The organism is Brevibacillus sp. YAE8 (assembly GCF_057543335.1).
In genome coordinates, this window is sequence record NZ_BAAIYG010000051.1 from 1 (window position 1) to 13,459 (window position 13,459).

The window sequence follows — 13,459 nt, forward strand, 5'->3', positions numbered from 1 at the left end:
ATCAATTGTTGTTTGAACTCGATTGAATAGCGTCTCCGTTGCATAAAAATATCCCCCTCTGTTCTTCTGATATCAGCTTAACAAGATAAGGGGGTATGACTCAAATCCAATTTCGGGGCTTAAAAGGTTTAGTAGTTTATTAACTCTAGTGAACCCAAACTGTTCTTATGAACTAACCAAGAAATTAGTAAGTCCAATGATGAAAAATAAAACAAATACACCTAAAATAATGAAAAGAAGTACCTTCCATTTGTTTAACAAGTGGATCAGCTCCTTAAGTCAAAGTAGTTGATTCAAATAGTTAATCACCAAACCGATTTTACCACGTTTATCCTTTTTTTAAAAAAAATACAATTAACATGTTTGTGGCGGACTAAAAACGAGACACCTATTCAGAAATACATACAACTGGCTCCAGCGTTTGTTCATGATCAGGCTCAACTTGATACACTAGTAGATATCATGGCATGACATATGTGTTCTATCAGGGATTTTTGAATATCCCAAGTTTGACAGTTTTTTAACTTAGGATCTTTTTTGTTGAATGAGGAACGAAGTTATTCGTTTAATCAACCTGTTCCTAAGTAAAATAGAGATACACGAGAATCAAATGAAAAAAGTCCTTCGATTCAATTAGCCAGCTATTCACAAGGAATGAAGTGTTTATTGTCTTGATTGCATTCATATACTCGTCTTAGTCCCAACTTTCTCTGCATCTTACTTCAAATTTAGCAATGTAGGGACAGAAAAAGCCGGTTACACCCTTGGCAAGGTGAAAACCGGCTAGTCTTTCGTTATAGCTCATTCGTGAAATACATTTCGTGTTCTGTCGTTGCACCTGCTACTGCGTCACCACCGACGTGTACTTGAAGTACGCGCCCCCGAGCGGGAAGATGATGAAGTCTTTCACCTTGTCGTTTTTCACATAAGGGCTTCCGCGGAAGTTGATCGGCGCGAGCGGCATTTCGTCCATCAGGATGGTTTCCGCCTCGAGCAAAATTTGCTTGCGTTTTTCCAGGTCAGGCTCGTTGTAGCTCTTGTCGATCAGTTCCTTGAATTTGGCATTCTCCCAATCTGGGTGGTTGTTGCCGCCTGTTTTGTCGCGGAACATTTCCAGGAAGTTGATCGGATCGTTGAAGTCTGCGCCCCACTGGAAGCGGATCAGGTCAAAATTGGCCTGGGAGCGCATGTCGCGGTACACTTTCAGCTCTGCGTTGTACAGCTTCACGTCGACGCCGAGCACTTTTTTCCACTGGTCTTGCAAAGCTTCCGCCACTTTTTTGTTCGTGTCGGTAGTGTCGTAAGTGTAGGTGACGGTCGGGAAGGCAGTCAGGCCAAGCTCCTTCATCCCTTCTGCCAGAAGCTGTTTCGCTTTTTCTGCGTCCTCCTTGAAGTAGCCGTCCGCCTTCAGGCCCATCGAGGTCGGCACCCATCCGTAAGCGGCTGGTACGCCGGTTTGCAGGATGTTGTCGATGATTTCCTGGCGGTTGATCGCGTAGGAGAAGGCTTGTCTGATTTTTTTGTTGTTGAAAGGCGGCTGGTTCGTGTTGAACACGACGGATTGCGTGCCGGGGTTGTCCGCTACCATCAGCTTGCCTGCGTCCTTCAGAGACTGGATGGCATCGGGCGGCAGCGTGGAGGCCGGGTAGCCGCCCCAGTCGATATCGCCGTTTTCAAACATGGAGAAAGCCGTGTTGTTGTCTTCGATCATCGAAATTTCCAGACGGTCCAGCTTTACGTTGTCCTTGTCCCAGTAGTTCGGGTTTTTGGTGAAGACGATCTTGCTTTTGTGCTCCCAGGTGTCCATGATGAACGGCCCGTTGCCCACGATCGTTTTCGCTTCGGCAGCCCAGTGCGGGTTGCCCTCCACTGTTTTTTGGTGCAGCGGGAAGAGCGTCGGGAAAAAGGTCAGCTCACGGAAAAACGGCGTAGGCGATTTCAGGTTGAATTCGACGGTGTAGTCGTCGAGTGCTTTTACCCCTACGTCCTCGGCTTTTCCTTTACCCGTATTGTATTCCTCTCCTCCTTTAATGTAGTAAAGCTGATAGGCGTACTCGGACGCTGTCTTCGGATCGAGGTTGCGTTTGATCGCATAGACGAAGTCGTGGGCGGTGACAGGGTCACCGTTGCTCCATTTCGCGTCTTTGCGGATTTTAAACGTGTAGTTCATATAGTCCGGCGTGTTGGTGAAGCTCTCTGCCGTGGCGTTGGTCAGTTGTCCGTTCAGGTCGTAGCTGGTCAAGCCTTCAAAAGCGGCGTAGATCATGTCAAACGAATCGGCGTCAACTGCGATGCCAGGGTCCATGGAAGGCGGTTCGCTGTTGATGCTCCAGCGCAGCACCATTGGTTCTGTCTTTGTCGCCTCTGTCGGTGTGGCGGATGGTTGGCCCGCGGGTTGGGAAGTGGTTGTCGAGTTCGAACAGCCTGTGATTACCCCGAACAGCAAGGTAAGACAGGTTGCCAGCGCAATGCCCTTTTTCATGTAAATCCCCCTTGGAAATGATAGAAACATATATTCAGAATATTTGTTTGCGTTTTGTTTCGCAAAGGTAATATTTATCTTGCTCGACAAAAAAATTTTATGTTAGGTGATTAACAAAGTATTCTTGGCAAATGCTTGATACAACTCACTGTTTTGTAACTGGTTAAGTAGCTAACTAATTTAGCGAAGAGGAATGAATGACACCAGTAGACAAAGTGGTCGGCAAATGATAAGAATGAGGTAACCAATTATGGAAGCTATCAAATCAGGTAGGAGTTTACGCCCTTATGTATAAAATCGGTGTTGTGGGCCCGCCCCCCTCAGTTGAGCGGATACTGGCTGTTGCCAATGAGTTTGAGCATGAAATCGAATTCGTTCCCTTCACCTATGACGATGCAAGAGAAGTGAGCCGAATCGTGCAGGAGCATAACCCGGAATTTAACGGGTGGTTTTTCTCTGGCCCGATTCCTTTTACGATCGCCAAAAATGTGTTGAGCCCGGATGCCAATATCGTCTACTGTCCGCCGACCGGGTCTAATCTGTATCGTTGCTTCATCCAGATGTCGATCGATCACAATGAAGTCGTGAAGCGCATCTCTGTCGATATGATTGATTCAGAAGGGACGTATTTGCGCGAAGCGATGTCCGAACTGAATATTCCCGAGGAAGAAATGCACGTGATGACCTACGACGAGCATTACGACCCTGATGTCATTACGCAGTTCCATCTCTCTCTATGGAAAGAAGGAAAAACGCAGGGCGCTTTCACCACCTTGTTTTCCGTCGAGCAGGCGCTGCGCGAGGCCGGCATTCCCGTGTACCGCGTCCTGATGACGAAGATGGAGATTCGCCAGGCGATGAAGATCGTCATCGAAAAAGCGAAAAGCTCGTATTTCAAGCACACGCAAATCGGGGTGGAAATCATCGAGCTGGAACAGTTCGACAAAATTCCCGAGCGGGCGAAAACGCGCTTCCATCTGCAACATCTGGAGCTGAAAATCAGGGAGATTTTGCTTCTGCTCTGCGAGCGCCTGGACGGCTCGCTGATGGCAAACGGAAACGGCCGCTACCAGATTTTCAGCTCGCGCGGCGCGATCCAGCGGGAGATCGAAATGCTTCGCCACACGGTCGAGCAGCTCTCGCTAGAGGCGGACGTGCCTGTCGCAGTCGGCGTAGGCTTCGGCGATACGGCTTTTTCTGCGGAAAACAACGCGAGAAAAGCGATTCAGCACGCCAAGGAGCGGCCGCAGTTCGGCATCGTGGTCGTGCAGGACAACGGCGTCATGATGGAATCGGTGGGAGAAGCGGAGGAGCTGGAGTACGCTTACCGCTCCAATGACCGGGAGCTTCTCGAAAAGCTGAACAAGGCCAACGTCAGCGTCAAGACGTACCACAAGCTGCGGGCGCTGGTGCAGCGGATGGGCTGGAAATCGTTCACCACGACAGACATCGCTTCGTATTTGTCCATGACGGTGCGCAATGCCCAGCGAATCATGGGCAGCCTGTGCGAAGTGGAGCTTGCCGAGTACAAAGGCGAGGAACAGCAGGCGATGCGCGGTCGGCCGAAAAAAATATACACGCTTGTGCGCTGAAAAAGCAGGCAAACACCCGATAAGCTCGGGTGTTTTTTTGTTGGTGCAGAAGCGATCCGCCGATTCGGGACGAGCCGCTCCGGGCAGCCTTGGCACTCGCTTGGCCGGGCCGTTTGAGCCAGAGGAACAAGCCTGCGCAAGCCGGGTGTATGGTAGCGTGAACAGCCAGTCCGCGATTTTTGTCAAAGAAATGGAGAAAATGTCGGCAAAAAAATACCGAGAAAAAAAGGGATTTTTTCCAGAAAAAGCAAATAAGATAAAATGTTTCATACATTCATAATCTTTTGATTGGGGGAATTTTTTAGAATGAAAAAGTCTTACATTGCCACCAGCCTCACTCTCAGCATTGCCGTAGGTGTGTCGGGATTTGCATCAGTGCCTGCTCTGGCCAAACCGAAGCAAATCGATTACAGCAAACAGTGGGACACACCGCAGTATATCGGGGAAGCTTGGGAGCCAGAAGGGGCTAAGGGGGATGACGTCGTCTGGTCATACCTCGAGAAGTACAAAGACGAGTTCCGTATCCAGGGAGACGTAGAGGACCACTTCCAAATTGTGAATCAGGTCCGCAACAAAGAGACGGATACGAAGCACTACCGGCTGCAGGAAGTCTACAACGGCATTCCGATTTACGGCTTCCAGCAAACAGTTCACATAGATGCGGACGGCAATGTCACGTCTTATCTGGGCCAGTTCATTCCAGATCTCGATGACAACAAGCAGTTGAAGAAAAAGCCGAAGCTCAGTGAACAAAAAGCGTTGAAACAAGCAATCAAGGACATCGAGGATGAAGTGGGCGAAGAGCCGGATTTCATCCGCGACCCAGAGGCGAAGCTGTACATTTACGTGCATGAGGATGAAGCTTACCTGGCGTATGCCGTTGAGCTGAACTTCCTCGATCCGCAGCCTGGCCGTTGGATGTATTTTATCGACGCGCACAGCGGAGATGTCATCAACAAATACAATATGCTCGACCACGTGACCGGAAGCGGAACAGGCGTGCTGGGCGATACGAAGCAGTTCGAGACGACACTGCAAAGCGGCAAGTACGTGCTGAGCGACAAGACTCGCGGAAAAGGCATCGAGACATACTCAGCCAATAACCGCACTACGCTCCCTGGCACGCTGCTGAGCGACAGCGACAACTATTGGACAGATGGCGCGGCAGTCGACGCGCACGCGTATGCGCAAAGAACGTACGACTACTACCGCGACGTGCACAACCGCAACAGCTACGATGGAAACGGCGCTTTGATCCGCTCCACCGTTCACTACAGCACGAGATACAACAACGCGTTCTGGAACGGCTACCAGATGGTGTACGGAGACGGAGACGGCAGCACATTCCTGCCGCTGTCCGGCGGGCTGGACGTAGTAGCGCATGAGCTGACCCACGCTGTCACCGAGAAGACAGCAGGACTGATTTACCAAAACGAATCGGGAGCGTTGAACGAGTCGATTTCCGATATTTTCGGTGCGATGATTGACGACGACGATTGGCTGATGGGCGAGGACATCTACACGCCAGGTACGAACGGAGACGGACTGCGTTCCCTGGAAGACCCATCGGAGTACGGCGACCCGGATCACTACAGCAAGCGCTACACCGGCTCCCAAGATAACGGCGGCGTCCACATCAACAGCGGAATCAACAACAAGGCAGCGTACCTGCTGGCAGAAGGCGGCACGCACTACGGCGTGAACGTCAACGGCATCGGCCGCGAAGATACGGCGAAAATTTACTACCACGCTCTGACGCACTACCTGACGCCTTACTCCAACTTCTCGGCTATGCGCCGTGCTGCGATACAGTCCGCAACCGACTTGTTCGGTGCCAGCTCCAAACAAGTCAAATCTGTTCAGGCAGCGTATGACGCTGTAGGCGTAAAATAAGCGGTCAACCAGACGGCCCAGGTGACCGACCTGCTACAAGTAAATAAGGAAGCAAAGAAGGCAACCACTCGCATGGGTGGTTGCTTTTTTTGTGCAGATAAGAATGGATAGATAAGATTCTTGCCCGGTATCAGCGCAACCAAGGCTGCGCCAATGGTTTGGCACGGCCCGGTTTTCGAATGTCAAAGCCGGGGAACAAGGGATAAACATGGAAGCTTTTCTATTTTTCAAGAAGTCAAACAATTCTATTGAAAAAAAGTTACCCAGGTTATATAATCCAATTAAACGAAATTGTCTTTTTGTATTCGTATAATTGTCATTGCCGACCGAAAAAAGAAAGGAGTATCTGCGCGGCGACGAGCTTTGCTGTGCGCTTGAATGAATGGATTGCGTTGAAATGAAAATGAAAGGGCTTTCACCTTCTCGCTTTCATGCCATCAACCAGACTGACCACTCATTCAGAACGTTGTTGTTTCGCCATCGAGACAAACGAGAATGATGGTTATCAGCAGAAAGAAACGGCCTAAGGGGGAGTGCTCCATGAGTGCACATACTGTACAGACAAACCGGAATGAGGAGTATGCACAAGGAATCGGTCTCGTCAAATGGGTAGAGCGAGTCGGGAACAAGCTGCCGAATCCATTCATGCTGTTCCTTTATTTGATCGCCGCTTTGATGATTATTACCGCGGTCTTGTCGATTTTTCACGTCACGGCAGTCGATCCGATCAAAAACGAGCAGGTGCAGGTCAAAAATCTGCTCAGCCAGGAAGGCTTGCAATGGCTTTTGCCCAACATCATTAAAAACTTCTCCGGCTTCCTGCCGCTCGGTTCCATTTTGACGCTCATGCTCGGCGTGGGACTTGCGGAGAAGGTCGGCCTGTTGGAAGCCGTTATTCGCAAAATGTCCCTGCGGGTCAGTGCCCGCTACGCCAGCTACCTCGTAGCGTTTATCGCGTTTTTCAGCCACGTTTCCTCTGATGCGGCGTTCGTGATTATGCCGCCGCTGGGCGCGTTGATCTTCCTGGCTGTCGGACGCCATCCGGTGGCAGGGCTGCTCGCCGCGATTGCGGGGGTCGGGTCCGGTTTTTCCGCCAACATTTTGATCGTCACAACAGACGTGCTGCTCTCCGGTATCAGCTCAGAGATTTCCAAGTCAGTGAATCCAGACGTGACAGTGAGTGTGCTCGACAACTGGTTCTTCATGTCCGCTTCTGTCCTGCTGCTTTCGGCGGCGATCGGGTTTATTACCGATAAATTCGTGGAGCCGCGCCTGGGCGTTTACAAAAGCGAAGGCAAATCGGAAAAGAAACTGGAAGATTTGTCCGATACCCAAAAGAAAGGCTTGCGTGCCGCAGGTATCGCAGCGCTTGTGTTCATTGCTGTGATTGCCGTATTGGTCGTGCCTGAAAATGGCCTGTTGCGCGATCCGAAGCAGGGGACAATCGTGCCTTCCCCGTTCATTTCCGGTATTGTCCCTGTCATTTTGCTCTTTTTCTTTACCGTAGCGATTACGTACGGAATCAAGGTTGGGGTTATCAAAAAGCAAAATGACATCCCGGCCTTGCTGACAGACCCGATCAAGGGCATGGCAGGATTCATCATCATGATTTTCCCGCTGTCCCAATTCGTGGCGATGTTCAACTGGAGCAACATGGGCAGCTTCCTGGCGCTGTCGATTACGGATTTGCTGGAGCAAGTGAACATGAGCGGCGCGCCTGTGTTTATCGGCCTGATGTTCTTGTCTGCGTTTCTGTGTATGTTTATCGCGAGCGGCTCGGCGATCTGGTCCTTGCTTGCGCCCGTGTTCGTGCCGATGTTCATGGCGCTTGGCTTCCACCCGGCATTCGCGCAGGTGGCATTCCGGGTCGCTGACTCGTCGGTCATTCCGTTTGCGATCGTTTCGCCGTTTATCCCGCTCTTCTTGAGCTTTTTGCAGGAGTACAAAAAGGATGCGAAGCTGGGGACGTACTACGCCCTGATTATGCCGTATCCGATCGCCATCTTTGTTTTGTGGACATTGCTCTTGGTCGTCTGGTATTTCGTAGGTCTGCCAATCGGTCCTGGAGTTTATCCGGTGATGAACTGAAGATGACTCGAGAATAAACAGGAGGAAAAAAACATGCTGGATCTGGTTTCGTTACGAAGAGATTTTCATATGCATCCCGAGGTGGGCTTTACGGAGTTTCGCACCGCTTCGAAAGTAGTGGAAATTTTGACTTCCCTCGGCTACGACGTAATTTACGGCCAGGACGCCATGGATGGTGATGCCCGCAGGGGGCTGCCGTCCGAGGCGGTGCTGGAAGCGGCTTACGAACGGGCGCTGCGCGACGGCGCCAACCCGGCCATCGTGGAAAAAATGCGCGGCGGCTACACTGCTGTCATCGGGGTGAAAAAAGGGAACAAGCCTGGCCCGACTGTCGCGTTCCGCTTTGACATGGACGCGTTGCCTGTGCTGGAGAGCACCGATGCGGACCACTTTCCGCAGGCGAACGGCTTCCGCTCCCGCTACGAAGGAAACATGCACGCCTGCGCCCATGACGGGCATACGACGATTGGCCTTGGCGTAGCGGAGGCGCTTGCGGCAGGGGAGTTTGCCGGGACGCTCAAGCTGATTTTCCAGCCAGCCGAAGAAGGAGTGCGCGGCGCGTATTCGATCGTGCAAAAAGGGCTTCTCGACGACGTGGACTACCTTTTCTGTCACCACCTGGGCGTCAACGTCCCGCTCGGCGAGGTGCACGGCGGCTCTTACGGCTTTTTGGCCACCACGAAAATGCTCGCTCATTTTTACGGCGTGTCCTCCCATGCCGGTGCTTCGCCGGAGCAAGGGAAAAACGCCCTGCTCGGAGCGGCCACCGCTTTGCTCAACATTCATGCGATTCCCCGTTTTAGCACAGGATCGACTCGCGTGAATGTCGGGGTGCTGGAAGGGGGCACTGCGGCAAACATCATTCCGGCCTACGCCAAGATGGTAGTCGAGACGCGCTCTGTTTCCGAGGAAGTCAACGCCGAGGTCGAGCAACGCGTGCGCAACATCATCGCGCACAGCGCAGCGATGCATGAGCTGGACTACAAAATCGAAGTGATCGGGGGAGCGATCCCGATCAACTACGATGTGGAGATGGCAGAGCTGGCTTTGGAAGAAGCGAAGCACGTGGAAGGCTTCTCCTCGTTTAAAATGGGCGAGCACAACTCGATGGGCAGCGAGGACGCGAGCTTCATGATTAAGCGCGTGCAGGAGCGCGGCGGCAAAGGGACGTACATGTCGATCGGGACCGACCTTCCGGCTCCGCACCATCATCCGAAGTTCGATATTCAGGAAGAAATTTTGCCGCGCAGTGTCAAGCTGCTGGAGCGGATTGCCAGACGGCTTCTTGCCTAAAAAGCAACTCTCTGTTGCCAAAGTCGCCTTTTTGCCAACTCCGACATAGAGAGGATGTTTTTACATGCATACCAAACAAATTGCAGACATGATCGAGCAAAAACGGGATTCCTTCATTAAAGTAAGCGACCGCATCTGGGAATTGGCGGAGACGCGCTTCGAAGAGTACCAGTCCGCTGAGCTTTTGGCGCAAACGCTGGAAGCAGAAGGCTTTCAGGTGGAGCGCGGCGTCGGCGGGATCAAAACCGCCTTCATCGGCAGCTTCGGCAGCGGCAGTCCGGTTGTGGCGATCCTGGGCGAGTTCGATGCCCTCTCCGGAATGAGCCAGAAAAAAGGCCAGGCCAAAGAAGAGCCGGAAGTGCCGGGCGCAAACGGACACGGCTGCGGGCACAACCTGCTGGGGACGGCTTCGCTGGCGGCGGCGGTTGCCGTGAAGCAGTACATGGAAGAAAACAACATGAGCGGAACGGTTCGCTACTACGGCTGCCCAGGGGAAGAAGGCGGCTCCGGCAAAGCGTTCATGGCGCGCGCCGGACTGTTTGACGACGTCGATTTTGCCCTCTGCTGGCACCCGATGGGCTACAACAGCATCATGGCAGTCGAGTCGCTGGCCAACTACCAGGTTTACTTCAAGTTCAAAGGCAAAAGCGCCCATGCCGCAGCCAGTCCGCACCTCGGCCGCAGCGCGCTGGATGCAGTCGAGCTGATGAACATCGGGGTCAACTACTTGCGCGAGCACATCATTACCGATGCCCGCGTGCACTACGCGATCACCAATTCCGGCGGCCTGTCACCAAACGTGGTGCAGGCGTACGCCGAGGTGCTCTACCTCGTGCGCGCGCCGAAGGTCGACCAGGTGCAGGAAATTTACGAGCGCGTCTGCAAAATCGCCAAAGGCGCGGCACTCATGACGGAAACCGAAGTAGAGATCGTCTTCGACAAGGCGTGCTCTAACCTGGTGCAAAACAAGACGCTGGAAGAGGTCATGTACAAAAACTTCCAGGAGCTTGGCGTGCCTGTGCACGACGAAGCAGAGCTGGAACTGGCAAAAGCGATGCGCGCAACGCTGTCTGCGCAGGAAAAAGCGACAGCGGAAAGACAGTCGCCAGACGCGCCGGACCCGGACATGGTGACATGGCTGAACCCGTACACCGGGTCGACGATTCCGCTGAACGGCTCCACGGACGTAGGGGACGTAAGCTGGATCGCGCCGACAGCGCAATGTACGACAGCTTGCTTCATCAACGGTTCTACGCTGCATTCCTGGCAATGGGTGTCGCTCGGAGCGACCTCGATGGCGCACAAAGGAATGCTGCACGCCGGGAAGGTCATGGCTGCTACTGCGGTAGATATGCTGCAAAATCCAGAGTTGATCGCAAAGGCAAAAGCCGAGCTGAAAGCCCGCCTCGGCGACAAAACGTACGTGTGCCCGATTCCGGAAGGCGTTATGCCTTCGGTGAAAAAATAACAGGCTTGCATGACAAGACCGACGATGTACCGCTTGAATGCGGGGGTCGTCGGTTTTTTTCGTGGAAACATGGCAAGTCGCCTTCATGCAAACAAACTCAAAGTCCATTCTGGACTAGGATGGGCTTTTTTCTAATATTTGGGTGAAATGGACAAGGGAAAGTTCCGATACATACAAAGAAGGGGTATAGAATAATATTCCAAAATTTCTTTAATGAGGGATTTCATAAAGGATAATAAGGGCGGTACGAGCTATGGAGCATAGGGATGAAAAGATACTGGCATTATTGAATGAATCGGAAAAAGCGAGCGTTCCCCTTAACATTTGCACCGGACCAGTCAGGGTGGGAAGCCGCTTCTACGAGTTTGAACAGCAAGGATTTTGGGACAACAAGGTCTGCTTGTTTATCCCAAAAGAGTTTGAGGACATGCCTGACCATTTGCGGGCAGTCAAATATCCGTACCAGCAGCGCCCGCAGATTATCAAAAGCGATGAGACGGGCGGCATTAATTTTACGTTGAGCAGGGTCGACCAAGACTTGCAGGACCAGTGGGTCAAGCAACTGACGGCAGGGATGAAAGCTACGATCAAAAAGACGAATCCGGCAAATGTCTTCTATTCAGAAGGGGTAGAAATGGTCGGAGAAAAGCAAGTTGGCTACTTCGACTTTAAAAGCCCGGCACTGGACGGCTTTTTGTATCACCTCATGTTTTTTCTGGCCTTGGAAGGAAAAATGGTCATGGGCACATTTTGCTGCCCTTTTGCCGAGTATGGAGAGTGGCGGGAGATTGCGTTTCAGGTCATGAGAACGGTGAGCGTTACGGAGGAGAACGAGGGAGAGGAGCAAGGATGAGCCAATCTGTCTATACTTATGCCGACATTTTCGTATCGACCTACCAATTCGAAAAAATTACACAATTGAGCCTGATTAAACAGGTGAACGATCATATCAAGCTCACGGTAAGCGGAATCGTGCCCGAAGAAAAGCTGGACCAGTACGTCGAACAGGCGGATGAGAATGAAAGAATAGAGGTGTCTGTTCAGGACGGTGCGCGAAAACGGGTGTTGTTTCAAGGCATCGTTACCAAATTGTCTGTCCGTGCCGTAAGAGGTGTGCGGTACATCGACATTGAGGCGTACAGCGCCACCCTTCAGATGGATGTTGCAAAGAAGACCCGTTCTTTTCAAAACAAGCAACGGACTTATCGCGACCTGTTTGCCCAGATCACCGGAGAGTACCCTTCCGCCCATGTGGTCGATGAAGCCTCAGATGGACGGAAGATCGGGGGATTGCTGGTGCAATACAAGGAAACCGATTGGGAGTTTGCCAAGCGGCTGGCTTCTCATTTCCACGCGCCATTGGTTCCAGTCTGCACGCAAAAGGGACTGAGGTATTTTGTCGGAGTCCCGAACTTGGGCGAACCGCAAAAGCTGGAGGAACACAATTACACCATTCAAAAGAACTTGAAGGAATACAAGCTGAAATCAGAAAACGACATGCAGGATATTACGGAGCAAAACACCATCAGCTATGAAGTCGCCAGCAACAAAATATTGGATTTGGGCAGCCCGGTTGCCTTTTTGCGGCGCACGCTTTACGTATACAGGGCCGAAACCAGGATCGAACACGGGATTTTGGTCCATCAATACGTCTTGCGCGATCAGAAAGGGTTAGGCTGTCCTACCCTGTTTCCTCCCGAATTGGCTGGCTCTTCTTTGTTCGGCAAAGTTTTGGATGTGGCCAAAGATTCGGTAAAAGTGCATCTGTACGTGGATAAAAAACAACCTGTTGATGAGGCCATCTGGTTCTCCTACTCGACAGTGTACTCTTCCCCCGATGGCAGCGGTTGGTATTGCATGCCGGAAGTCGGAGATGAGGTGCGTCTGTATTTTCCTGATGCCAATGAGCAGCATGCCTTTGCCGCAAGCTCGGTCGATCTGCTCTCCTCTGATCCTCAAAAGCGGAGCGATCCCTCCGTCAAAAGCATCAGCACGAAATACGGCAAGCAAATCATCTTCCGGCCGGGAGCGATCGAGATTATTGGCAACGGCAAGCTGCTGATGCGCCTGACAGACGATGGCGGCATCGAGATTAACAGCGACAAGAAAATCACTTTAACTGCCCAAGAGGATATTGAAATCATCGGGGGCGAAAAGGTGGTCATTCATGGAGAAGCGGGCGTAGACATGAAGCAGGCCGATGCTACCTTGAGCATCGTAGACGATGTGACTTTAAGCGGGGCGAAGGTAAATATCAAATGAGCAAGCGGATGGACAAGCAGGCGGCCATGCATGATTTTTTGCAGAATCACGTGATGGATCGGTGGCAGTACGATCTGATCGAGATTGACCAGCGGTACCGCGAGAAAAAGGAAAGCATCGAGAGCGGCTTTGTGGACACTTTCAATGCGCTGTGTACACAGGCAGCCATACAGCAGGAACAAGGGAAAAAGGGGGAGATTTGCACCATCTACTTCTCTTTTCTGCGGACAAGCATCATGGAGAACAGTGCTGCGTACCGTCTGGACGCATATGATGAAAACTGGTTTTTGGACAGGACGGAATGCTCCGTGGTGTGGGAAGCGGACTTCATCTTTGCTCCCTTGTTCCGGCGGATGGCGGAGCTGGAAACGGTCAAGTCCT

The 13,459-nt window shown here is 51.9% G+C and carries 9 protein-coding genes and 1 pseudogene; 9 read left to right on the plus strand and 1 reads right to left on the minus strand.

All coding sequences use genetic code 11. From position 1 onward, the window contains the following. Positions 1-841 precede the first annotated feature (841 nt). Positions 842-2,482 (minus strand): peptide ABC transporter substrate-binding protein, encoded by a 1,641-nt coding sequence (locus tag AC27IT_RS26975; protein WP_340673080.1) that lies wholly within the window; start codon positions 2,480-2,482, stop codon positions 842-844. Positions 2,483-2,769: 287 nt separating this feature from the next. Here AC27IT_RS26975 and AC27IT_RS26980 point away from each other — a divergent pair, with 287 nt between their 5' ends. From AC27IT_RS26980 to AC27IT_RS27020, 9 genes and pseudogenes are all read left to right on the plus strand, one after another. Continuing rightward, positions 2,770-4,074, plus strand: coding sequence for a hypothetical protein (locus AC27IT_RS26980; RefSeq protein ID WP_005830768.1), 1,305 nt, complete (start codon positions 2,770-2,772; stop codon positions 4,072-4,074). A gap of 40 nt (positions 4,075-4,114) precedes the next feature. Further along, positions 4,115-4,354: a hypothetical protein gene (locus AC27IT_RS26985; protein WP_152344132.1), complete on the plus strand. Its 240-nt coding sequence runs from the start codon at positions 4,115-4,117 to the stop codon at positions 4,352-4,354. A gap of 26 nt (positions 4,355-4,380) precedes the next feature. Continuing rightward, a complete protein-coding gene (locus AC27IT_RS26990; protein ID WP_005836258.1) occupies positions 4,381-5,967 on the plus strand; it encodes a M4 family metallopeptidase in 1,587 nt (528 codons plus the stop codon). 540 nt (positions 5,968-6,507) lie between these two features. After that, a complete protein-coding gene (locus tag AC27IT_RS26995) occupies positions 6,508-8,055 on the plus strand; it encodes an AbgT family transporter (protein WP_122952951.1) in 1,548 nt (515 codons plus the stop codon). A 33-nt stretch (positions 8,056-8,088) separates the two neighbouring features. Beyond that, positions 8,089-9,348, plus strand: a complete 1,260-nt coding sequence (locus AC27IT_RS27000; protein ID WP_025848737.1) for an amidohydrolase — start codon at positions 8,089-8,091, stop codon at positions 9,346-9,348. Between the two features lie 64 nt (positions 9,349-9,412). Next, the gene (locus AC27IT_RS27005) at positions 9,413-10,816 is read left to right on the plus strand and encodes a M20 family metallopeptidase (RefSeq protein ID WP_005832175.1); all 1,404 of its coding nucleotides are present in this window, start codon (positions 9,413-9,415) and stop codon (positions 10,814-10,816) included. A 427-nt stretch (positions 10,817-11,243) separates the two neighbouring features. Beyond that, complete coding sequence (locus AC27IT_RS27010; RefSeq protein ID WP_283858702.1) at positions 11,244-11,669, plus strand: hypothetical protein; 426 nt, start codon at positions 11,244-11,246, stop codon at positions 11,667-11,669. Next, positions 11,666-13,078 (plus strand): type VI secretion system Vgr family protein, encoded by a 1,413-nt coding sequence (locus AC27IT_RS27015; protein ID WP_283858703.1) that lies wholly within the window; start codon positions 11,666-11,668, stop codon positions 13,076-13,078. Before AC27IT_RS27010 ends, AC27IT_RS27015 begins: the two co-directional genes overlap by 4 nt. Then, positions 13,075-13,459: pseudogene (locus tag AC27IT_RS27020) on the plus strand (hypothetical protein); the annotation flags it as partial. The gene AC27IT_RS27015 and the pseudogene AC27IT_RS27020, both read left to right, overlap by 4 nt.

Coding starts and splice junctions, on each gene's coding strand:
- AC27IT_RS26980 (WP_005830768.1), top strand. CDS start 2,770: ATGTATAAAATCGGTGTTGTGGGCCCGCCCCCCTCAGTTGAGCGGATA.
- AC27IT_RS27000 (WP_025848737.1), top strand. CDS start 8,089: ATGCTGGATCTGGTTTCGTTACGAAGAGATTTTCATATGCATCCCGAG.
- AC27IT_RS27005 (WP_005832175.1), top strand. CDS start 9,413: ATGCATACCAAACAAATTGCAGACATGATCGAGCAAAAACGGGATTCC.
- AC27IT_RS26975 (WP_340673080.1), bottom strand. CDS start 2,482: ATGAAAAAGGGCATTGCGCTGGCAACCTGTCTTACCTTGCTGTTCGGG.
- AC27IT_RS27015 (WP_283858703.1), top strand. CDS start 11,666: ATGAGCCAATCTGTCTATACTTATGCCGACATTTTCGTATCGACCTAC.
- AC27IT_RS26995 (WP_122952951.1), top strand. CDS start 6,508: ATGAGTGCACATACTGTACAGACAAACCGGAATGAGGAGTATGCACAA.
- AC27IT_RS27010 (WP_283858702.1), top strand. CDS start 11,244: ATGCCTGACCATTTGCGGGCAGTCAAATATCCGTACCAGCAGCGCCCG.
- AC27IT_RS26990 (WP_005836258.1), top strand. CDS start 4,381: ATGAAAAAGTCTTACATTGCCACCAGCCTCACTCTCAGCATTGCCGTA.